Source organism: Aurantimonas sp. Leaf443 (assembly GCF_001425575.1).
Taxonomy (GTDB): Bacteria; Pseudomonadota; Alphaproteobacteria; order Rhizobiales; family Rhizobiaceae; genus Leaf443.
Window position 1 is genome coordinate 74,567 of record NZ_LMRD01000008.1, and the last position, 20,911, is coordinate 95,477.

23 protein-coding genes are annotated in these 20,911 nt (G+C 70.2%); 19 read left to right on the forward strand and 4 right to left on the reverse strand.

All coding sequences use genetic code 11. The features are described 5' to 3' along the window. Positions 1-14: 14 nt before the first annotated feature. Positions 15-428, forward strand: coding sequence for a thioesterase family protein (locus tag ASG48_RS11760; RefSeq protein ID WP_055849890.1), 414 nt, complete (start codon positions 15-17; stop codon positions 426-428). Next, on the forward strand, positions 425-829 hold the full coding sequence (locus ASG48_RS11765; RefSeq protein WP_055849892.1) for a RidA family protein: 405 nt from the start codon (positions 425-427) through the stop codon (positions 827-829). Before ASG48_RS11760 ends, ASG48_RS11765 begins: the two co-directional genes overlap by 4 nt. On the opposite strand, the gene ASG48_RS11770 is transcribed toward ASG48_RS11765, so the two are convergent. Continuing rightward, a complete protein-coding gene (locus tag ASG48_RS11770) occupies positions 810-1,334 on the reverse strand; it encodes a MarR family transcriptional regulator (protein WP_055849894.1) in 525 nt (174 codons plus the stop codon). The genes ASG48_RS11765 and ASG48_RS11770 overlap by 20 nt on opposite strands. 152 nt (positions 1,335-1,486) lie before the next feature. Between ASG48_RS11770 and ASG48_RS11775 the strand changes: the two genes are divergently transcribed. From ASG48_RS11775 to ASG48_RS11790, 4 genes are all read left to right on the forward strand, one after another. Then, positions 1,487-1,918, forward strand: coding sequence for a cupin domain-containing protein (locus tag ASG48_RS11775; RefSeq protein ID WP_055849896.1), 432 nt, complete (start codon positions 1,487-1,489; stop codon positions 1,916-1,918). Between the two features lie 17 nt (positions 1,919-1,935). Then, positions 1,936-2,796 carry a fumarylacetoacetate hydrolase family protein gene (locus tag ASG48_RS11780; protein WP_055849899.1) on the forward strand — a complete coding sequence of 287 codons (861 nt, stop codon included), beginning with the start codon at positions 1,936-1,938 and terminating at the stop codon, positions 2,794-2,796. Further along, positions 2,793-3,569: a glucose 1-dehydrogenase gene (locus tag ASG48_RS11785; RefSeq protein WP_055849900.1), complete on the forward strand. Its 777-nt coding sequence runs from the start codon at positions 2,793-2,795 to the stop codon at positions 3,567-3,569. Before ASG48_RS11780 ends, ASG48_RS11785 begins: the two co-directional genes overlap by 4 nt. A gap of 69 nt (positions 3,570-3,638) precedes the next feature. Then, positions 3,639-4,976: an MFS transporter gene (locus tag ASG48_RS11790; RefSeq protein WP_082529431.1), complete on the forward strand. Its 1,338-nt coding sequence runs from the start codon at positions 3,639-3,641 to the stop codon at positions 4,974-4,976. 218 nt (positions 4,977-5,194) lie between these two features. Here the strand turns inward: ASG48_RS11790 and ASG48_RS11795 are convergent, their stop codons facing one another. Then, a complete protein-coding gene (locus ASG48_RS11795) occupies positions 5,195-5,920 on the reverse strand; it encodes an SDR family oxidoreductase (protein ID WP_055849902.1) in 726 nt (241 codons plus the stop codon). Between the two features lie 153 nt (positions 5,921-6,073). Here ASG48_RS11795 and soxR point away from each other — a divergent pair, with 153 nt between their 5' ends. Next, positions 6,074-6,550, forward strand: coding sequence for a redox-sensitive transcriptional activator SoxR (gene soxR, locus ASG48_RS11800; protein WP_055849905.1), 477 nt, complete (start codon positions 6,074-6,076; stop codon positions 6,548-6,550). Positions 6,551-6,625: 75 nt separating this feature from the next. Here soxR and ASG48_RS11805 read toward each other — a convergent pair whose 3' ends face one another. Beyond that, the gene (locus tag ASG48_RS11805; RefSeq protein ID WP_082529432.1) at positions 6,626-7,582 is read right to left on the reverse strand and encodes a LysR family transcriptional regulator; all 957 of its coding nucleotides are present in this window, start codon (positions 7,580-7,582) and stop codon (positions 6,626-6,628) included. A gap of 162 nt (positions 7,583-7,744) precedes the next feature. Between ASG48_RS11805 and kdgD the strand changes: the two genes are divergently transcribed. From kdgD to ASG48_RS11850, 9 genes are all read left to right on the forward strand, one after another. Beyond that, positions 7,745-8,689 (forward strand): 5-dehydro-4-deoxyglucarate dehydratase, encoded by a 945-nt coding sequence (gene kdgD, locus ASG48_RS11810; protein ID WP_055849907.1) that lies wholly within the window; start codon positions 7,745-7,747, stop codon positions 8,687-8,689. A 67-nt stretch (positions 8,690-8,756) separates the two neighbouring features. Beyond that, positions 8,757-10,115 (forward strand): glucarate dehydratase, encoded by a 1,359-nt coding sequence (gene gudD, locus ASG48_RS11815; RefSeq protein ID WP_156381599.1) that lies wholly within the window; start codon positions 8,757-8,759, stop codon positions 10,113-10,115. 125 nt (positions 10,116-10,240) lie between these two features. Then, positions 10,241-11,218 (forward strand): tripartite tricarboxylate transporter substrate binding protein, encoded by a 978-nt coding sequence (locus ASG48_RS11820; protein WP_055849911.1) that lies wholly within the window; start codon positions 10,241-10,243, stop codon positions 11,216-11,218. Between the two features lie 258 nt (positions 11,219-11,476). Further along, positions 11,477-12,406 carry a dihydrodipicolinate synthase family protein gene (locus ASG48_RS11825; RefSeq protein WP_055849913.1) on the forward strand — a complete coding sequence of 310 codons (930 nt, stop codon included), beginning with the start codon at positions 11,477-11,479 and terminating at the stop codon, positions 12,404-12,406. Positions 12,407-12,655: 249 nt separating this feature from the next. Continuing rightward, on the forward strand, positions 12,656-13,420 hold the full coding sequence (locus ASG48_RS11830) for a FadR/GntR family transcriptional regulator (protein ID WP_055849915.1): 765 nt from the start codon (positions 12,656-12,658) through the stop codon (positions 13,418-13,420). Beyond that, positions 13,417-14,397, forward strand: coding sequence for a sialic acid TRAP transporter substrate-binding protein SiaP (locus ASG48_RS11835; RefSeq protein ID WP_055849917.1), 981 nt, complete (start codon positions 13,417-13,419; stop codon positions 14,395-14,397). Before ASG48_RS11830 ends, ASG48_RS11835 begins: the two co-directional genes overlap by 4 nt. A 109-nt stretch (positions 14,398-14,506) precedes the next feature. Then, positions 14,507-15,079 carry a TRAP transporter small permease gene (locus ASG48_RS11840; protein WP_055849918.1) on the forward strand — a complete coding sequence of 191 codons (573 nt, stop codon included), beginning with the start codon at positions 14,507-14,509 and terminating at the stop codon, positions 15,077-15,079. Between the two features lie 5 nt (positions 15,080-15,084). After that, positions 15,085-16,488, forward strand: coding sequence for a TRAP transporter large permease (locus ASG48_RS11845; RefSeq protein WP_055849920.1), 1,404 nt, complete (start codon positions 15,085-15,087; stop codon positions 16,486-16,488). A gap of 85 nt (positions 16,489-16,573) precedes the next feature. Then, positions 16,574-17,602: a Zn-dependent oxidoreductase gene (locus tag ASG48_RS11850; RefSeq protein WP_055849922.1), complete on the forward strand. Its 1,029-nt coding sequence runs from the start codon at positions 16,574-16,576 to the stop codon at positions 17,600-17,602. On the opposite strand, the gene ASG48_RS11855 is transcribed toward ASG48_RS11850, so the two are convergent. Then, complete coding sequence (locus ASG48_RS11855) at positions 17,599-18,576, reverse strand: helix-turn-helix domain-containing protein (RefSeq protein ID WP_156381578.1); 978 nt, start codon at positions 18,574-18,576, stop codon at positions 17,599-17,601. The genes ASG48_RS11850 and ASG48_RS11855 overlap by 4 nt on opposite strands. Before the next feature lie 183 nt (positions 18,577-18,759). Here ASG48_RS11855 and ASG48_RS11860 point away from each other — a divergent pair, with 183 nt between their 5' ends. The 3 genes from ASG48_RS11860 to ASG48_RS11870 all read left to right on the forward strand — a co-directional run bounded on the left by ASG48_RS11860 (position 18,760) and on the right by ASG48_RS11870 (position 20,908). Next, entirely contained in the window at positions 18,760-19,893 is a 1,134-nt protein-coding gene (locus tag ASG48_RS11860; RefSeq protein ID WP_055849925.1) for a diguanylate cyclase, read from the forward strand. 228 nt (positions 19,894-20,121) lie between these two features. Next, entirely contained in the window at positions 20,122-20,490 is a 369-nt protein-coding gene (locus tag ASG48_RS11865; RefSeq protein ID WP_055849927.1) for a metalloregulator ArsR/SmtB family transcription factor, read from the forward strand. Continuing rightward, the gene (locus tag ASG48_RS11870; protein ID WP_055849930.1) at positions 20,483-20,908 is read left to right on the forward strand and encodes a YeeE/YedE family protein; all 426 of its coding nucleotides are present in this window, start codon (positions 20,483-20,485) and stop codon (positions 20,906-20,908) included. Before ASG48_RS11865 ends, ASG48_RS11870 begins: the two co-directional genes overlap by 8 nt. Positions 20,909-20,911 lie beyond the last annotated feature (3 nt).

The following is a 20,911-nucleotide window of genomic DNA, read 5'->3' on the forward strand; positions in this document are numbered from 1 at the left end:
AAGGACCCCGTCCAATGCCCTTCACCCAATCCAAGCCGCTCCGCTTCGGCGACTGCGACCTCACGGGAATCGCCTACCACCCGGCCTATTTCGGCATGCTGGTGGATGTGAACGAGGCGATGTTCGCGAGCTTCGGCGTCCCTTGGAAGACGCTGATGTTCGAGCGCCGCATCGGCCTGCCGACGGTGACGCTGGAGGTGAGCTTCGTCGCGCCCTCGACCTATGGCGACGTTCTCGACTTCGCCGTCCACGTGCGCGCGATCGGACGCGCCTCGCTCGACCTCGAAACGGTGGTGAGCGTGCGCGGGCGGACGATCTGGACCGTCCGGCAGCGCATCGTCGCGACCTCGCTGGAGAACCACAGGTCCACACCCTGGCCGGACGACGTGCGCGCCGGCCTGACCCGCTATCTGGAGCCCGCCGCATGAGTCACGAGATCCTCCAGCCCGAAGGCTGGGCCAAGCCCATCGGCTACGCCAACGGCATCAAGGCCCGCGGCACGTTTCTGCAGGTCGGCGGCCAGATCGGCTGGGACGAGACCTGCAGCTTCCCCTCCGACGATTTCGTCGATCAGGTCGAGCTGGCGCTGAAGAACATCGTGCGCGTCCTCCAGGAGGGCGGCGCGAAGCCCGAACACATCGTCCAGATGACCTGGTACTTCACCGACCGCGAGGCCTACCGATCGGGCATGAAGCGGATCGGAGCGGCCTATCGCGCCATCATCGGCCGCCATTTCCCGCCGATGGCGGCGGTGCAGGTGGTGGCTCTCATGGAGGACCGGGCGAAGATCGAGATCGTGGCGAGCGCCGTCATTCCCGGTCCGAGCTGACCCCGTCGGTCAGCGCCTGCCGGGTCGCGCCCTTCATCTTGCGCAGGAGCCCGAGCATCTGGCGCGTCTCGGCGGGGTCGAGCCCCGCCGTCAGCGAGCGGATCCATCCCTCGTGCGACCGCGCCATCTTGGCGAAGGCGGCACGGCCGAACGGGGTCATGTGGATGAAGCTCTCGCGTCGATCCTCGGGGTTCTGCTCGCGCCGGATCAAACCGTCGTCGACGAGCCGCTTGATGACGGCGGTGATGTTGCCCGGAGAGACCATGAGACGCTGGGAGAGCTCTCCGAGGTTCAGCCCGTCGGGTGCGCGCTCGATCTGGGAGAGGATGTCGAAGCGGGGAAAGGTCGTGTCGAACTCGGAGAGGAGCCGGCGGCGCACCTCGTTCTCGATCAGGCGCGACACGCTGTAGAGCCGAAGCCAGAGGCGGAGCTGGTCGTGCTCGTCGCCCACGGCATCGGCGATCTTGGTCTCCGCATCGATCCAGACCTTTGGCGCGTCACTCATTTCGCCCAGCGCTCTCCCTGCCTTCGCCTTCGCTATGCCAGTCGCCACGGGCCCTGCCAAGCCGGCCCGCCGCCAATTACTTGACATCTAAACTAATATCGCAAAGCCTTTCCACTCGAAGCGGCCCGAGCGCCGCGCCCCGGAGGATCCCCATGACGGCATCGCTCAAGCCCATCGTCACCCGCAAGGACCAGGAACATGCCGGCACCGGCCAGTCCGGCGGCGCGAGGCGCATTTCCGGCGTCAGCCCGCAGCACACGCCCGCCACCAGGATCTGGTTCGGCAAGGTCTCGAACGAGCCGGGCTACCGCTCGCTGCCCCACCACCACGGCGAGGCCGAGACCGGCGGCTACGTGCTGAAGGGAAAGGGCCGCATCTACTGGGGGGAACGGTACGAGGAGTTCATCGACATGGCGGAGGGCGACTTCGTCTTCGTGCCCCCGTTCATGCCGCATGTCGAGGTGAATATGTCGACGACGGAAGAGCTGGTCTGGATGACCTGTCGCACGCCCGACAACGTCGTCGTGAACCTCGACGACGTGCCGGACGAGATCCTCGTCGGCTACGTCGCCCCGGCGCGCTGACGGGGAGGCCCTTTTCCATGAAACTCCTTCGCTTCGGCGAGCCGGGCGCCGAGCGCCCCGGCCTCATCGACCGGGACGGCGCGATCCGCGACCTCTTCCCGATCCTGCCCGAGATCGACGGGGCGGCCCTGTCGCCCGCCTCGCTCGCAGCGCTCGCCGCGCTCGATCCCGGCCGCCTGCCGCTCGCCCCCGCGGGCGCGCGGATCGGCCCCTGCGTGGCCCGTCCCGGCAAGTTCATCTGCATCGGCCTCAACTACGCGGACCACGCGCGCGAGACCGGCAAGGAGCCGCCGCCCGAGCCCATCGTCTTCATGAAGGCGACGAGCGCGCTCTCGGGCCCCTACGACGATGTCGAGATCCCGCGCGGCTCCACCAAGACCGACTGGGAGGTCGAGCTCGGCGTCGTGATCGGCGCGCCGGCCAAATACGTCGCGGAGGAGGGCGCGCTGGATCACGTCGCCGGCTACTGCCTCGTCAACGACGTGTCCGAGCGCGCCTTCCAGTCCGAGCGCGGCGGCCAGTGGACCAAGGGCAAGAGCCACGACACGTTCGGCCCCGTCGGCCCCTGGCTGGTGACGCGGGACGAGGTGCCCGACCCGCAGGACCTCGACCTCTGGCTGGAGGTCGACGGGCTGCGCCGCCAGACCGGCAACACGCGGACCATGATCTTCGGCGTCGCCCGTCTCGTCTCCTACCTGTCGCAGTTCATGACGCTGGAGCCCGGCGACATCATCGCCACCGGCACGCCGCCGGGCGTCGGGCTGGGCCTCAAGCCTCCGGTCTTCCTCTCCGAAGGCCAGGAGATGCGCCTCGCAATCCAGGGCCTCGGCGAGCAGCGCCAGCGCACGGTGGCCGCGCGCGATCGGAGGCCCGCGTGAGCGGGCGCGTTTGCGGGCGTGTCGCCATCGTCACCGGTGGCGGGCGCGGCCAGGGCGCGGCGGAAGCCGCGCTCCTCGCCCGCGAAGGCGCGAGCGTCCTCATCGGCGACGTGCTCGCCCAGGACGGCGAGGCCCATGCGGCGACGCTGCGGGCCGAAGGGCTCGACGTGCGCTTCCAGCCCCTCGACGTGACCGATCCCGAGCACTGGGCGCAAGCCGTGGAGACGTGCCGCGCCTGGAAGGGCCGGCTGGACATCCTCGTCAACAATGCCGGCATCATCAACCGCACCACCGTCTCCTCGACCGGGCTCGCGGCCTTCCGGCGGGTTCTCGACGTGAACCTGACGGGCGCCTTCCTCGGCATCCAGGCGGTCGTGCCGCTGATGGCGCAGGGCGGCGGCTCGATCGTCAACATAGCGTCGAACAGCGGCTTTTCCGGCCATTACGACCCCGCCTACACCGCCTCCAAATGGGGCTTGCGCGGATTGACGCGATCGGCGGCCCTCGAGTTCGCGCGAGCGGGCATCCGCGTCAACGCCGTCTGTCCCGGCCTCGTCGTCACCGAGCTGAACAAGGACAGCCCGCATCTCCAGCCGATGATCGAGATGACGCCGATGCGCCGCTCCGGCGCCCCGCAGGAGATCGCGGACCTCGTGCTCTTCCTCGCCTCCGACGCCTCCGGCTTCATCACCGGCGAGGACATCGTGATCGACGGCGGCTTCACCGCCGGCGCCGCCTACCGCCGCGTCGCGCAGGAGACCGGCATCTTCTGAACAGGAGCGCGGGACCGGGCGACGACGCCCCTCCCCGCTCGTCCTCTTTTTCCTCCCGGAGACACGCGCATGGCCATCCCGCTTCCCGCCGCCGCCGACCCCCTGACGGCCGCCTGGCCCGAGGGCGCGCGGCGCACGACGCGCCTCGTGCTGCTTCTGTGCTGGCTCGCCATCCTGACGGAAGGCTACGATGTCGGCGTCCTCGGCGCCGTCCTGCCCGCGCTGGCGACCGAGGCCGGCTGGAACCTCACCCCCATCGGGCTCGGCGCCCTCGGCAGCTACACCGTCGTCGGCATGCTGATCGGCGGCCTCCTCGTGGGGACGTTGAGCGACCTTTACGGACGCAAGCCGCTCTTCGTCGCCTGCCTCTCCCTCTTCACGCTGTGCATGGCGGCCACGGCCATGGCGCCCAGTCCCTTCGTGTTCGGCCTCTTCCGACTCGTGGCGGGGCTGGGTCTGGGCGGCATCATCCCGATCGCCGCCGCGCTGACGGTGGAATACTCGCCTGCGCATCGGCGCAGCCTCAACTACGGGCTGATGTATTCCGGCTATTCGCTGGGCATCCTCACCGCCGCCGTCGTCGGTCGCTGGCTGCTGCCCGAGCATGGCTGGCGTCCCGTCGTCCTCGTCGGGGCGCTGCCGATCCTGATCGTGCCCCTCATGCTCTGGCTGCTTCCCGAATCCCTCGAGTTCCTCGTCGAGAAGGGTCGGACGGCCAAGGCGTCCCGTCTTGCCGCACGGCTCGGCCTGCCGGTGCCCGCGCCGCGCGCGAAGGTCGGCGAGCCGATCGGCTGGCGCGCGATCCTCGGCGAAATCTTCGCCTCGCAGAACGCCCGGGCCACGATCGCCTTCTGGACGGCGCTCTTCATGGGTCTCCTCCTGGTCTACGGGCTCGGCCAGTGGCTGCCGCAGATCATGCGGCGCAGCGGCTACGACCTGGGGGACAGTCTCCTGTTCCTCGCCGTCTTCTCCTTCACCTCGGCCATCGGCGGCATCCTGCTCGGCCGCCTGGCCGATCGCTTCGGGGTGCGCCGGACGGTGGTCCTCACCTATCTCGTCGGCGCTGCCGGCATCGCCGCCCTCTCGCTCCAGGGCTCGATCTGGATGAACTACGCCTTCGTCGCGGTCGCCGGTTTCGGCAGCGTGTCGAGTTCGTTGATCCTGACGGGCTATCTCGCCCAGTATCTCAGCCCGCGGGTGCGGGCCGGCGGCACGGGCTGGGCCCTGTCCTTCGCCCGTATCGGCGCCTTCTGCGGACCGCTTCTGGGCGGCTACGTCGCCGCCCTCGGCGTCGACCCCGCCTGGAACTTCTACGCCTTCGCGCTGGTCGGCCTCATCGCGGCCCTCGCGACGGCGGCCATTCCCGGCAGGCGCGGCGCGGCGGCCCGCGATGGGCGCCGGACCTGAGCGGACGGCGTCGCACGGCCGGTTCGCTCCGGCGCCGTCTCGTGCCTCGCCCGGCGACGCCGGGGCATGGCGGGCGGCCCGGCCCGGCGCGCCGAACCGGCTTCCACCGGGCGCGTTCGGCACGGTGGCCGAGCAGGCGCATCAGGCGGGCGCCGGCACCGGCCGCGATCGGGACGGAGACGATCGGCGCGATCGCTCCGACCCGGTCGAGCGGCGCCCTACCACGGCAGTTCGCCCGCATCGTTCGCGAAGGAGCCGGTGGGCCCGTCCTCGCCGAGCGTCGCCATCGCGACGGCGATCACCGCGGCCTCGTCCGGCATGCGCGTGCTGGCGAAGTTCGTCGACTCGGTCGCGGTATAGCCGGGACAGACCGCATTGACCTTGATGCCGAACCGGGCGAGCGAGCGGGCATAGCTCACCGTCAGCGCGTTCACCGCCGCCTTGGACGCCGCATAGGTGGGCAGCTCGAATGTCGCGAACTGCCAGTTCGGGTCCGACCGGAGGGCGAAGGACGCCAGTTCCGAGGAGATGTTCACGATGCGGCCCCGGGCGGAGCGTTGAAGAAGAGGCCGCATGGCCTCGGTCAGGCGGACGGTTCCCGCGACGTTCACGTCGAGCGTGCGGACCAGCCGCTCGGTCACGGACAGGGTCTCCACGAAGTCGAGACCGATGCCGGCATTGTTGATCAGGACGTCGAGGCGGCCGTCGTCCTTTCCGATCGTCGCGGCGAGCGAGGCGACGCTCGCCTCGTCGGTCGTGTCGAGCTGGACCGGCCGCAGGTCGAGGCCCTTGTCGCGCAGGGCGCGGGCGGCGGCCTCGCCCTTCGCAAGGTCCCGGCATCCCAGGAGCACCGTCATGCCCCGCCGGGCAAGGCCCTCCGCGATCGCATATCCGATCCCGCGGTTGGCCCCACTGACAAGGGCGATCGTCTTCGTCGTTTCCATCTGCGTCGGGCGCCATGTCCGTTCGAAGACGCGCTCGTCGCGGCGAGACGTCGGCTTCGGGAAACCCCGGCTCGGCCGAGACCGGGGGGCTTGCATCGGCAGGCCGACACCGCTTAGACAACCTCAACCTTGGTTGAGGTCAAGAGGGGTTCGATGACGATCGCCGTGGCACAGGTCGCGCCCGTTCTGTCCGTCGGCGAGGTCGCGCGGCGCAGCGGGATTCCCGTCTCGACGCTGCATTTCTACGAGGCCAAGGGCCTCGTGCGCGCGATGCGGAGCACGGGCAACCAGCGTCGCTTCTCGCGGGACGTTTTGAGGCGCATCGCCATCATCCGCGTCGCCCAAAAGCTCGGGTTCCCGCTCGGCGAGATCGCCGCGCTTCTCAGCTCCGTTCCCCCCGGAACGACCCCGACGGCCGCCGAGGTCCGCGCGATGGCCGCGCAGTGGCGCGGGGCCATCCAGGCGCGCATCGACGGCCTCACCGCCCTGCGCGACCATCTCGATCGATGCATCGGCTGCGGATGCCTGTCGCAGACGGACTGTCCGCTGCGCAATCCGGGGGACGCGTTGGGCGACAGGGCCGCCGGCCCCGTTCTCCTGGCGCCCGCCCTGGAAGGGGTCGATCCGTAGGACGGCGGCCGCGGCCATCGCCCCCCCCCCCGCGCCTTGCAGGCCCCTCGCGGWCGACCTGTCGGGCCTCCCGATCTAGCCTCCTTCGCCGGGCCCGGGCGGAAGGAGCCCGGTCTGACGCGGCGTGCGGGCCGAGGCCTCCCCGCCTTCGGCCTCGGCCCTGTAGGTGTCGATGAAGGCGGCAAGGGCGGGGTTCTCGTTGCCCGGACGCCAGACCATCATCAGTTCGACGGGCTTGGCGGGCTCGGTCGCCAGCGGCCGAAACGCGATTGCCTCCATGCGCAGGCAGGTGGCGCTCTCCGGCACGAGCGCGGCGCCGAAACCGGCGGCCACGAGCGCCAGCATGGTGTGGATCTGGCCGACCTGCTGCACGATGGTCGGCCGCAGCCCCTCCCGATCCAGAAGCCCGCTCGTCACTTCGAAGAAATATTTCGACGCGTCGGGCGAATAGCCGATGAGGTTGCAGCCCTCGAGATCGGCCAGCCGCAGGTCGTCCCGCAAGGAGAGCGGATCGTCGCGGTGGAGCGCCACGACCAGCGCCTCGGGCGCGAGCGGCAGGCTGGCATGCCTGGAGCCGGGCGGCAGGGCCCGCAGGAGCCCGACATCGAGAATGCCGCTGTCGAGCCCTTCGAGCTGGGCATGGGTCACCATCTCCCGCAGCACGACGTCGATCCCGGCCATGCGCCGGCGCAGGAGATCGAGCAGGGCGGGCATGCGGCTGTAGCCGGAGGCCGCGGTGAAGCCGAGGCGCAGCGTCCCGGCCTCGCCGCGCCAGACCCGGCGCGTCCAGCTCGCCGCACTGTCCGCCAGGCGCAGGATGCGCCGCGCCTCCGGCAGGAAGGCGCGCCCGGCCGGCGTCAACCGCACGACGCGGCTGGAGCGCTCCAGGAGCCGCGCGTCCAGGGAATGTTCGAGAAGCTGGATCTGCCGGCTGAGCGGGGGTTGCGTCATGTTCAGGCGCGTGGCGGCGCGCCCGAAATGAAGTTCTTCCGCCACCGCCACGAAGCAGCGCAATTGGCTGAGCTCGAACATCGATCCAATCCGTGCATCAATCGATGCAGTTTTTGAGTTAGACCACATCGAAGGATCGGTCTACCCCTTTGCCACGAGCCGCCGAACGCGGCGCTTCCTGGACCGACGGGCCAATGGACTTGGCCGACCGACGTGACCGGACTGGAACCTGAAGGCCGAGCGATGACGAACCTTTCTCCTGCCTCGATGGCCACCGCCGTGGGATCGGGTCTCCTGACCTTCCCGATCACGCAGTTCGACGGCGCCAACCGTTTCGACGAAGCCGCCTTCCGCGCGCATTGCGCGTGGCTCCTCGGCTACGACGTGGCGGCGCTGTTCGCCGCCGGCGGCACGGGCGAGTTCTTCTCCCTCACGCCGGCCGAGGTCGAGGCCGTGGTGCGGGCCGCCGTCGTCGAGACGAACGGGCGCGTCCCGGTGATCGCCGGCTGCGGCTACGGCACGGCGATCGCGGTCGAGATCGCCAGGGCCGCCGAGCGCGCCGGGGCGGACGGGCTCCTGCTGCTGCCCCCCTATCTCACGGAAGCCGGACAGGAGGGCCTGACCGCCCATGTCGAGGCCGTGTGCCGCGCGGTCGGCATCGGCGTCATCGTCTACAACCGTGCCAACGCCGTTCTCGGCCCCGAGGCGCTGGCCCGGCTCTGCGAGCGCTGCCCCAACCTCGTCGGCTTCAAGGACGGCGTCGGCGATCTCGAGCTGATGGCCCGCGTCGCCAGCCGGATCGGCGACCGCCTGACCTATGTCGGCGGCCTGCCGACCGCCGAGACCTTCGCCCTTCCCTATCTGGAGATGGGCGTGACGACCTATTCTTCGGCGATCTACAACTTCATGCCGGAATGGGCGCTGCACTTCTACAAGGCCGTGCGGGCCCGCGACCGCGAGACGGTGGCGACGGAGCTTCGCGAGTTCGTGCTGCCCTATATCGCGCTGCGCGACCGTGGCCGGGGCTATGCGGTGTCGATCGTCAAGGCGGGCGTGGACGCGATCGGGCGTTCCGGCGGGCCGGTGCGCACGCCGCTGACGGACCTCACCCCGGCGGAACGGGCCGAACTGAAGGCGCTGATCGAGACGGCCGAAGCCCGGGTGCCCCGCACCTCCCTCGCCGCCTGACGGATCGCGACAGGGCGGCGGGCGCCGGCCGCGCCGCCCCACACGGGAGGATGAACCCATGAACGCCATGAACCAGGGCTCGGTCGCCCGACTCGCATCGCGCGCGCCGCGCATCGTCTCGGTGCGCGCCGTGCCCGTCGCCGGTCGCGACAGCATGCTCCTGAACCTGTCGGGGGCACATGCGCCCTTCTTCACCCGCAACCTCGCCATCGTCGAGGACGACAGCGGCCATGTGGGCGTCGGCGAGGTCCCCGGCGGCGAGGCGATCCGGCGGACGCTGGAGGAGGCGGCGCCTCTCCTGCTGGGCGCCTCCATCGGCGACCACAACGCGCTCCTCAACCGGGTGCGCAGCACGTTCGACGACCGCGACAGCGGCGGCCGCGGCCTTCAGACCTTCGACCTGCGCACGACCATCCATGTCGTCACGGCGCTGGAATCGGCGCTGCTCGACCTCCTGGGCCAGCATCTCGGGGTTCCCGTCGCCGCGCTTCTGGGCGAAGGCCAGCAGCGCGACCGCGTGGAGATGCTCGGCTACCTCTTCTATGTCGGCGACCGGCGCAAGACCGACCTGCCCTATCGCGCCGGCGAAGGCGCCGTGGACGACTGGACGCGCCTGCGCGACGAGGAGGCGCTGACGCCCGAGGCCGTCGCGGATCTCGCGCGGGCGGCGCAGGAGCGCTACGGCTTCCGCGACTTCAAGCTGAAGGGCGGCGTCCTCGCCGGCGAGGAGGAGATGGAGGCGGCCGCGGCGATCAAGCGCCGGTTCCCCGAGGCGCGCGTGACGCTCGATCCGAACGGGGCGTGGTCGCTGGAGGAGGCGATCCGCGTCTGCAAGGGTCGCGGCGACGTGCTGGCCTATGCCGAGGATCCCTGCGGCGCCGAGAACGGCTATTCGGGCCGCGAGGTCATGGCGGAATTCCGCCGCGCCACCGGCCTGCCGACGGCCACCAACATGATCGCGACGGACTGGCGCCAGCTCGCCCACGCCGTGCAGCTGCAGTCGGTCGACATCCCGCTGGCCGATCCGCATTTCTGGACCATGCAGGGCTCGGTGCGCGTGGCCCAGCTCTGCCAGGCCTTCGGCCTCACCTGGGGCTCCCATTCCAACAATCATTTCGACGTGTCGCTGGCCATGTTCACCCATGTCGGGGCGGCGGCGCCCGGCCGCGTCACGGCCCTCGACACCCACTGGATCTGGCAGGACGGGACGGAGCGACTGACCCTCGAGCCGCCCCCCATCGTGGACGGACACGTCGCCGTGCCGGAGCGGCCGGGCCTCGGCGTCGAGCTCGACATGGAGCGCGTCGAAGCCGCCCACCGCCTCTATCTCGATCACTGTCTGGGGGCGCGCGACGACGCCGCGGCCATGCAGTTCCTCGTGCCGGACTGGCGCTTCGACAACAAGAAGCCCTGTCTCGTCCGCTAGCCGAGGAGACAGGCCGCCGGCCGCAGCGCAAGGAGGCGCGGGCCGGGGGAAGGACGCCGCAACCCTCGCCACGGCCGGGCAGACCCGGTCCTTCGCGAGCATCCGTTTCTGGGAGGAAACAAGGCATGACATCGCTATTCGCCCGTCTGGCCGTCACCGGCTGCGCCCTTCTGGCCGCGGCCGGCGCCCCGGCTCTCGCCCAGACCTATCCCGACAAGCCCGTGACCATCGTCGTGCCCTTCCCGCCGGGCGGGGCCACCGACACGACCGCGCGCCTCATGGAGGCCGGCATGGCCAAGGCGCTCGGCCAGACCGTGCTCGTGGAGAACAAGCCCGGCGCCACCGGCTCCATCGGGGCCACGGAAGTGGCGCAGTCCGATCCGGACGGCTACCGGCTGATGATCGCCTCGCTCGGCACCTTCGCGACCAACCCCTATCTCCAGCGCAACCTCGCCTACGACCCGATCAAGGACTTCGATCTCCTGACCGTGGCGGTGCGCACGCCCAACGTCCTCGTCGCGGCCAAGCAGGACCCGGCCAAGACGGTGGCCGAACTCGTCGAGCGCATGAAGGCCGACCCCGCCGGCGTGACCTTCGCCTCGTCCGGCACCGGGTCCTCGGACCATCTGACGGCCGCGCTCTTCATGCAGGCCGTCGGGGCCGAAGGCGTCCACGTGCCCTACAAGGGCGGATCGGCGGCCCAGACCGACCTTCTCGGGGGCCATGTCGACGTCTCGTTCCAGAATCTCGGCGCCATCCTCGGCTACGTGAAGGCCGGAGAGCTCAAGGCCCTCGCCGTGACCAGCGAACAGCGCCACCCCCTTCTGCCGGACGTGCCGACGCTGAGCGAACTCGGCTATCCCACCGTGGTGGTGAACTCCTGGCAGGGCGTGGCCGCGCCGAAGGGCCTGCCGACCGAGGTGAAGGCCAAGCTGAACGAGGCGATCCAGGCCTCGCTCAAGGAGCCGGCCGCGGTCTCCAAGTTCGGGGAACTCGGCTTCGAGGTCGTCGGCAACTCCAACGACGCGTTCGCCGCCTATCTCGGCGAGGAAATGGCGCGCTGGAAGGACGTCATCGAGAAGGGCGGCATCCAGGCGGAATAACCGAAGGCTCCGGTCGGGCGCGGCAGAACCGCCCCGACCGTTCCGCAGGCCCTTCGCCCCATCCTGCGCCGCGGTCGGCATCGCCTCGAAGAGGGGCGCCGGCCGCGGCTTTCGCCGTCGCCGGCGGGCGTCCCGGGCCTCGAGACCGGCCGGGCGGAACGGGACGGCTCGCCGGCACGGGGCGCGCCCCTAGCTTAGACGGCGGACCCGCTGCCAGCTGCGGCCTCGACCCCTCCTCTTCCTGCCGGACGGCCTGCCATGACGAATCATCGGATCGACGAGACCACGAGCGGGGTGTTCGTCATCTCGCCGACGCCCTTCACCGACGAAGGCGCCCTCGATCTCGAAGGGACCGACCGGCTCGTCGACTTCTACGTCGACAAGGACGTCACCGGCTTCACCATCCTCGGCATCCTGGGCGAGGCCACGAAGCTGACGCCGCAGGAGGCGGGCGCCTTCATGGCGCGGTTCCTCGCGCGCCTGTCCGGCTCGCACCCGGTCATCGTGGGCGCCAGCAATCCGGGCACCGACAATCTCGTGCGCTTCGCCAACACGGCGATGGAGGCGGGCGCCGCCGGCATCATGGTCGCGCCCATCGCGGGCCTGAAGACGGACGACCAGGTCTTCTCCTATTTCGAGACCGTCCTCTCGCGCCTTGCCGACATTCCCGTCTGCTACCAGGACTATCCGCAGACGACGGGCGTCGCGACCTCGGTCGCCGTCCTCCATCGCCTCGTCGACGCCTTCCCCAACCTCGTCATGCTCAAGCACGAGGAATCGCCGGGCCTGACGAAGATCACCAGGCTGCGCGAGCGCTCCGATGCGGGACAGGGGCGGCGGATCTCGATCCTGTGCGGCAACGGCGGGCTGCACCTGCCGCAGGAACTGGCGCGCGGGGCGGACGGGGCGATGACGGGCTTCGCCTATCCGGAAATGCTGGTCGAGGTCTGCGCGCGCTTCTTCGCCGGGGATGTCGAGGGCGCCGAGGACACGTTCGACCTCTATCTCCCGATCCTGCGCCACGAACAGCAGCTCGGCTTCGGCTTCGCCCTGCGCAAGGAGATCCTGCGCCGGCGCGGCGCCCTGGCCAGCGCCCATGTGCGCCATCCCGGTCCGCGCCTTGCCGCGCGCGACCTTGAGGAACTCGACGCCCTCATGGCGCGCCTCGCCGTCAAGCTCGGCGACTGAGGGACGGCGGGCCGGGCCGGCGGAGCGACCCGCCGCCTCCGGCCAGGCGCCGGGTTCCGGTCGCCCGTCTCGATCCTCCCTCTCCCGATGAAGGGCGCCCGCCGGATCGCGGCCGCGCGGCGGCCCCCGTCCCGCTCGACTTTTGCGCGAGGCTCCGCTTGACGAGGCCCGGCCTTTCCGAGACAGTCCGAGAAATTGGTCAGATCAATTGACCGGTTGCGGACGCCTTGGGAGGGGCTTCCCGACGCCATGCCCCTCGAAGCCATCGAGCCGCGCCGTCTCTACCGTCAGGTCGCCGACCAGCTTCGCCGGCTGATCGAGGAGGGCGGGCTTTCGGTCGGAGACCGGCTGCCGACCGAGCGCGAACTGTCCGAGCGGCTCGGCATCTCCCGGCCCACCGTGCGCGAGGCGCTGATCGCGCTGGAGGTGGAGGGGCGCGTGCGCATCCGCGTCGGGTCCGGCATCTACGTCGCCCGGCCGCAGCGCAAGGCGCTGGAGGCCGGCGCGGGCGAGATCGAGGGCCCCTTCGAGGTGCTGCGCGCCCGCGAGGTCGTGGAAAGCGCCATCGCCCGGCAGGCCGCCGCCGGCGTCACGCCCGAGGCCCTCGCCGCGCTCGACGCCGCGCTCGCGCGCATGGAGGCCGGCCCGCACGTGACCGCGCAGGCCGTCGCGCACGACCGCCGGTTCCATGTCGCGGTCGCCGGCGTCCTCGGCAACGCGGTGCTGGAACGCTTCGTCGGCGACCTCTTCGACCAGCGCCTGACCCCCTATTTCGCGCGCCTGTCGCAATATTTCGAGACCGACGAAAGCTGGCGCCTCGCCCATGTCGAGCACCGCGCGGTGCGGGACGCGATCGCGGCGGGCGACCCGGCGGGCGCGGAAGCCGCGATGCGGCGCCACCTGCAGGAATCGCAGAAACGGTTCCAGACGAGTTTCGGCGAGGGAGACGCCGAAGGAGCGGGCGGGAGGCCCACACGCTCCACCGAACAGAAACAACGGGAGGACATCACATGATCGCACGACGCAGCGTACTTGGCGCCTTCGGCGCGCTGGCGGGCCTGGCGGCCCTGACGGGCGGGGCGAGCGCCCAGACCAAGCTGAACTGGGCCCATGTCTACGAGGTGACGGAGCCCTTCCACACCGAGACGCTCTGGGCGGCCGAGGAGATCAGGAAGCGCACGGACGGGCGCTACGAGATCCAGGTCTATCCCGCCTCGCAGCTCGGCAAGGAAGCCGACATCAACCAGGGCCTGACGCTCGGCACGGTCGACATCATCATTTCCGGCTCCTCCTTCGCCGCCCGCGAGTTCGCGCCCATCGGCGTCACCTACTACCCCTACATCTTCCGCGATCCCGACCATCTCCTGGCCTATACCAAGAGCGACGTCTTCAAGCGGCTCGCCGCCGGCTACGAGGAGGCCTCCGGCCACCATATCGCGGCCGTCACCTATTACGGCACGCGCCACACGACGGCGAAGAAGCCGGTCAGGACCTGCGACGACCTGCAGGGCGTGAAGATGCGCGTGCCGGACGTGCCGGCCTATCTCGCCATGCCCCAGGCCTGCGGCGCCAACACCGCTCCGATCGCCTTCGCGGAGGTCTATCTCGCCCTGCAGAACGGCACCGTCGAGGCGCAGGAGAACCCGCTGACGACGATCGAGGCCAAGAAGTTCTACGAGGTCCAGTCGCATATCGCCCTGACCGGCCACATCACCGACCATCTCAACACCGTCGTCTCGCAGTCGCGCTGGGCCTCGCTGACGGACGCGGACAAGGCGATCTTCTCGGAAGTAATGCTGGAGGCCGCCGCGCGCGCCACCAAGATCGTGCAGGAGCGCGAGGCCGCGCTGGTCGAGACCTTCCGCGGCCGGGGCATCGACGTCGCGGAGGTCGACAAGGCCGGGTTCGAGAAGGCGGTCGCCGAGCGCGCGCCGCTCGAGAAATACGGCTACCGCAAGGACGACTACGACGCGATCCGCGCGATCCGCTAAGCCGGCTCACCCCGTCGCTTCGCCGGCCGCGCCCGCCGCGACCGGCCCCTCCCCCTTTCCTTCCTGCGATCGTTGACGGACGGCCCGCGGCCGCCCGCGGGAGAAGCTCGTGGCCACGCAAAACCATACGCCCATCACCGGCGAGGAACTCGCCCACGCCTTCGAGGAGGATCAGGGCCCGCCCGACCTCTCGCCCTATTCCGTCGAGGACTGGGTGGGTCTCGCCGTGTTCTGGGGCATGGCGCTCTGCGTCTTCCTGCAGTTCTTCACCCGCTACGTCCTCAACGACAGTCTCGCCTGGACCGAGGAGATCGCGATCAACTGCCTCGTGGCGGTGGTGTTCCTGGGCGCCGTCATGTGCACGCGCCTGTCGCGCCACATCCAGGTGGACGTCCTCTACCACTACATGCCGAAGGCCCTGGCGCGCCTTCTCTCCACCTTCGTCGACCTCGTGCGCATCGGCTTCTTCGCCTATGCCTGCGTCCTGCTCTGGCGCTACGTCAACATCGTCTCGCGCGAGCGCATGGTGACGGTGGACCTGCCGCGCTCGATCGTCTTCTACACCGTTTTCGCCGCCTTCGTCCTCATGCTGCTGCGCTCGCTCCAGGTCGCCTGGAAGAACGCGCGGCGGGGCTATTCCGTCCTGGAGCGCCCGGGCGCCTTCGACGGCTCGGGAGCCTGACCGCCATGACACTCCTCATCGGCTCCTTCCTCGCCCTGATGCTGGTCGGCCTGCCGGTCGCGATCTCCATGTTCGTCGCCTCCGGACTCTATCTCCTCGTCTACGGCATCGCGCCCGACATCATCATCGCCCAGCGCATGATCGCCGGCGTGGAGAGCTTCCCGCTCCTCGCCGTTCCCTTCTTCATCCTCGCCGGCAACCTGATGAACATCGCCGGCGTGACCGGCCGCATCTACGCCTTCGCGGTCGCGCTCGTCGGCTGGATGAAGGGCGGCCTCGCCCAGGTGAACATCATCGGCTCGGTGATCTTCTCCGGCATGTCCGGCACCGCGCTCGCGGACGCGGCGGGCATCGGCACGATCGAGATCAAGGCGATGAAGGACCACGGCTATCCCGTGGAGGCCGCCGTCGGCGTCACCGCCGCCTCGGCGACGCTCGGGCCGATCTTCCCGCCGTCGCTGCCCTTCGTCATCTACGGCATGATGGCCAATGTCTCGATCGGCGCGCTCTTCATGGCCGGCATCGTGCCGGGCGTCGTCATGACGCTCCTGATGATGGTGACGGTGGCCGTCTTCGCGCGCCGGCGCGGCTGGGGCTCGGATGCGCCCTTCGAGATGGCCAAGCTCCTCAGCGCCTCGGTGGAGGTGCTCGTCGTCCTCGCCGTGCCGCTCCTCATCTGGGCGCTCACCTTCGTGCTCTCGCTCAACATGGCGGTGCTCGTCGGGCTCGCCATCCTCGTCGCGCTCGACTGGTATTTCGACTTCTCGGCCGTGATGGCGCTGATGACGCCGGTGATCCTCATCGGCGGCATGACGATGGGCTGGTTCACGCCCACGGAGGCCGCGGTCGCGGCGGTGATCTGGTCGCTCTTCCTCGGCCTCGTGCGCTACCGCTCGATGACCTTCCGCAGCCTGGCCAAGGCGAGCTTCGACACGATCGAGACGACGGCCTCGGTTCTGTTCATCGTCACCGCCGCCTCGGTCTTCGCCTGGCTCCTCACGGTCAGCCAGGCCGCGCAGCTGATGAGCGACGCGATCCTCGCGGTCACCGACAACTGGATCGTCTTCCTCATCCTCGTCAACGTCCTCGTCCTGGTCATCGGCTGCTTCCTCGACACGATCGCGGCCATCACCATCATCGTGCCGATCCTCCTGCCGATCGCGCTCCGGCTCGGCATCGATCCCGTGCATTTCGGCCTCATCATCACGCTGAACCTCATGATCGGGCTCCTCCACCCGCCGCTCGGCATGGTCCTCTTCGTGCTCTCGCGCGTCGCCAAGCTCTCGGTGGAGCGAACGACGATGGCGATCCTGCCCTGGCTGGTGCCGCTCTTCTTGGCGCTCATCGTCATCACCTTCGTGCCGGCCGTCACCCTCTGGCTGCCGACCCAGATGGGTCTCATCCGCTAGTCACGACGCATCGCCCGCCGGACCGTCGGCCGGGCGCCGGCGCCCGGCGGAGCCTTGCGCCGCGCCGATCGAAAGGAGCCCGCCGATGGTCGCCATCGCCGTCGAGACCCCGCATCGCCTCGCCCTGCGCGAGACCGACTGTCCCGCGCCCGGGCCCGGCGAGATCCGCCTTTCCGTCGCGCGCGGCGGCATCTGCGGCTCGGACCTCCACATCCTGCACGGGTCGAACCCGTTCGCGGTCTATCCGCGCATCATCGGCCACGAGTTCGCCGGCACGGTGACGGCGCTTGGGGCCGGCGTGACGCGGCTTTCGGTCGGCGAGCGCGTCGTCGCCGATCCCGTTCTCGCCTGCGGACGCTGCCATCCCTGCCGCATCGGCCGGCCCAATGTCTGCGCGCGGCTCGAGGTCTTCGGCGTCCATCGCGACGGCGGCTTCCGCTCCGAGCTCGTGCTGCCGGAGGCGAACGCGGTGAAGGTGCCGCCCGGCCTCTCCTTCGCCGTCGCGGCCATGGCCGAGCCCTTCTCGGTCGCCGCCAACGTCCTGCGCAACACCGGCTGCGGGCCCGACGACAGCGTCCTCGTCTACGGCGCGGGAACGGTCGGCCTCACCGTGCTGCAGGTGGCGCGCCTCCACGGCGCCCGCGTCCTCGTCGCCGATCTCGACGAGAGGCGGCTGGCGCGCGCGGCGGCGCTCGGCGCCGACCGGGTGATCCATTCGGCGCGCGAGAGCGTCGCCGCGGCGGTCGCCGGCGAGACGGACGGTCTCGGGCCCACCGTGGTGATCGACGGGGCGGGCGTGCCCGCGCTCCTCGCCGAGGCGCTGGACGTGGTGGCGCCGGCCGGCCGCATCGGCCTTCTCGGCTTCTCGCCCGAGCCCTCGCCCCTCGTCCAGCAGCGCCTCGTCGGCAAGGAGGCGACGATCGTCGGCTCGCGCCTCAACCGGCGCCTCCTGCCGCAGGTGGTGGAATGGCTGGCCGAGGGCCGGGTCGATGCCGCCGCGATGATCACCCACACCTTCGTCGCCGCGGACGCCGCCGAAGCCTTCGCGCTTCTGGAGCGTGCGCCGGGCGAGGCGGTGAAGGTGCAGCTCGCCTTCGACGGCGGCGCGGCCTAGCGCCCCCGGAAGGTGCGGGACGGGGTGACGCCGAACTTCAGGCGGTAGCGCCGGCTGAAATCGCTCATATGCGCGAAGCCCCAGCGCCGGGCGATCTGCGAGATCGTCGCTCCCGTCCCGGCCGCCGCGCGCAGGTCGGCATGGGCGCGCTCGAGGCGGCGGGCGACGACGAACTGCACCGGCGTCGTGTCGAGTTCGCTGCGGAAGCCGAGCTGCAGCGAGCGCACCGAGACCCCGGCGGCCCGGGCGATGTCGGAGAGGGTGAAGCTCGCGGCGAGGTTGGCGTCGATGAAGTCGACCGCGCGGCTCACATAGGCGGCCGAGGCCGGCGCGCGGCGGCGCGGCGCCGGCGAGATCTGCGGCCAGGCCGTCAGGAGCTGGTAGACGAGGATCTCCTCCAGAAGCGGGTGGAAGAGGTCGTCGTGCCGCGAAATGTCGGCGGTGCGCCGATGCATCAGGGCGAACACGTGCGCGAAGGCGCGCAGCGGCGGCGTGTGCATCTCCACCAGCGGCCGCAGGCGCGGCACGTCCTCCACCTCCTCCCCTTCGAGCGCCCGGCAGCAGTCCAGGAGACGCCGGTGGGTGATGGTGCCGCTGATCGCGCGGAAGTCGCGCGAGGCCTCCTCGTTGCGCATCAGCGGAAACGAGACGAACATGCCGATGCCGGACGTGCCGACATGGTCCTCGTCGAGATCACGGCGCACCATGCGGCCCGATTCCACGATCCGGATCGTGTAGAGATCGTTCGTGATCTTCGGACGCGTGACGAAGCCCGTGCGCGAACGCGTCGTCCAGAGACTGAAATTCTCCGACTGGCTGCCCGAGATGCTGAGATCGACCGCGTCGCGCTCCGCGCTTTCGAAGGAGACGGCGAGCCCGCCCGTCTCGTTCAGGCGGTGAAGCACTCCGTTGTCGTCGATCGTATGGGCGAAATAGGCCTGGGGATACCAGGTTCGCGCAGTGGAAGCCGACACGACGAGACCCCGACCCGAGAGAGGACACCGATACCGAACGCGTCGCCGGCCCGAAGCGCGCAGGAAGGCGAGATTCCGCGAGCCGTACACGAAGTTAAGTCATCATGAATGATTTGCGAGCGAAATCGTCTGGTGATTCGCGGGATCGCCGCGTTGTCGTGCTCAGGTGATCGGGAGGGGCCTGTGGAGGAGCTTCAACTGATCGTGCGCGTCGTCGAAGGGCTCGGCGTCCTCGCGCTCGTCACGATGCTGTACGGCGCCATCGTCCGTGGCCTGCCCGAACGCCTGCGGCGCGTCTGCGTCGGCCTCGTCTTCGGCATCGCCGCATCGCTCGTCATGTTCCATCCCTTCGTCGTCACGCCCGGGGTCGTGGTCGACGCGCGCGGGGTCCTGCTCGTCCTCGCCGCGCCCTTCGGCGGCGGCTGGGCCTGCCTCATCGCGGGCCTTCTCACGGCCGGGGCACGGCTGCAGATCGGCGGGATGGGCGCCCATGCCGGCGTCGTGTCGATCGCTCTCGCCTGCATGGCGGGCTACGCGTTCACGCGCCTGCCGGCGCGGCTCAGCGCGGGCGGGGGCCTCGGCCCGCTTCTGCTTCTCGCGCTCATGGGAACCTGCCAGAGCGCCTCCTTCTTTCTGCTGCCCCCCGAGATCATGCTGTCCGTGATCCGGCGGGCGATGCTTCCGGTCGCCCTCGTCAACGCCTTCGGCGTCGTGCTGTTCGGCCTGTTCCTGCGCTCGGAGAGCAACCGCATCGCCGATGCCGCGCGCAATGTGCGGGAGGCGACGACCGATCCCCTCACCGACCTCTCCAACCGCCGCCATTTCGAGCGGACGGCGCCGGACCGGCTCGCCATGGCCGAGCGCGAGGGCCGCAGCCTGTCCGTCCTCCTCATCGACATCGACCATTTCAAGGACGTCAACGACCGGTTCGGCCACGATGTCGGCGACGTCGTCCTGTGCGCGCTCGCCCGCACCCTGCGGCGCAACGTGCGCGCCTCGGACCTCGTGGCGCGGCTCGGCGGCGAGGAATTCGCGATCCTGCTCGACGCCTCGGTTCCCGCCGCCGGGACGATCGCGGAGAAGCTGCGCGCCGGCATCGAGGCGGGGCTGGACGGCGAGCGCGTGCCCCCCGTCACCATCAGCATCGGCATCGCCGCCGCAGCGCCCGGACAGAGCATCGCCGCGACCCTGAAGAAGGCCGACCTCGCCCTCTACGAAGCCAAGCGCCTCGGCCGCAACCGCGTCCACCGCCACGAGGACGCGGTTGTCGCCGACAGCCCATGGCCGGCGCATTCGAGCCCGGTGGCCGGCCTCTAGGCGTCTGACACGATCCGGGACGCGATCCCGATGCGCATGGCGGCGGGCCGGGTGACGGCGAGTTGCGCGCAAGCGCTTCGAGCCCGAACCGAACCGGGCGAAGAACACTCCGGCATCGGCAGACCCGACGATCGGGAGCGGCACGCTCGTGACGCCGAACCGAACCGGGCGGTTGAATATTAGAGTTTTCTGTATTAGATATCTCTCATATTCAAGGGAGAGATCCGCATGGACGATCTGCAGGAGTTCGAGGCGAAGGCCGCGGAGGTCGCTGCCGTGCTGAAGGCGGTCGCGAACGAGCGCCGTCTGATGCTCCTGTGCAAGCTCCTGGAGCTGGGCGAGGCCAATGTCGGCGCGCTGGCCGAAGCCGTCGGCCTGTCGCAATCGGCCCTGTCGCAGCACCTGACCGTCCTGAAGGACCAGGGCATCGTCGACTACCGTCGCGAGAGCCAGACCCTCTGGTACCGGATCTGCGACCCCCGCATCGTGGCGCTCTTCTCCACCCTGCGCGGCCTGTTCTGCCCGCCCAAGGACGCCGCCCCCTCCGCGGCGCCGCCCCTCTTCCAAACCGAACCCCGGGAGATGTCGGATGAGTGACGTCACGCCTGTCTCCGCGCTCGGCGGCGGCCTTCTGATCGGCCTGTCGGCGGCCTTGCTGCTGCTGGCCAACGGGCGCATCGCGGGCATCAGCGGCATCCTCGACGGTGCCCTTCGCCCGAAGGCGGGTGAGTTCGGGTGGCGGGCCGCCTTCCTCGCCGGGCTTCTGGCCGCCGCGCCGCTGCTGGCGCTCGCGGGGTACGACCTTCCCGCCATCGCCGTCGATGCCGCATGGCCGATAGTCGTGGTCGGCGGACTGCTCGTCGGCTTCGGCACGCGGCTCGGGTCGGGCTGCACCAGCGGCCACGGGGTCTGCGGCATCGGGCGCGGGTCGGCGCGTTCCATCGCGGCCACGCTGACCTTCATGGCCACGGCCGCCGCCACCGTCTTCGTCGTCCGCCACGTGCTGGGAGCCTGACCG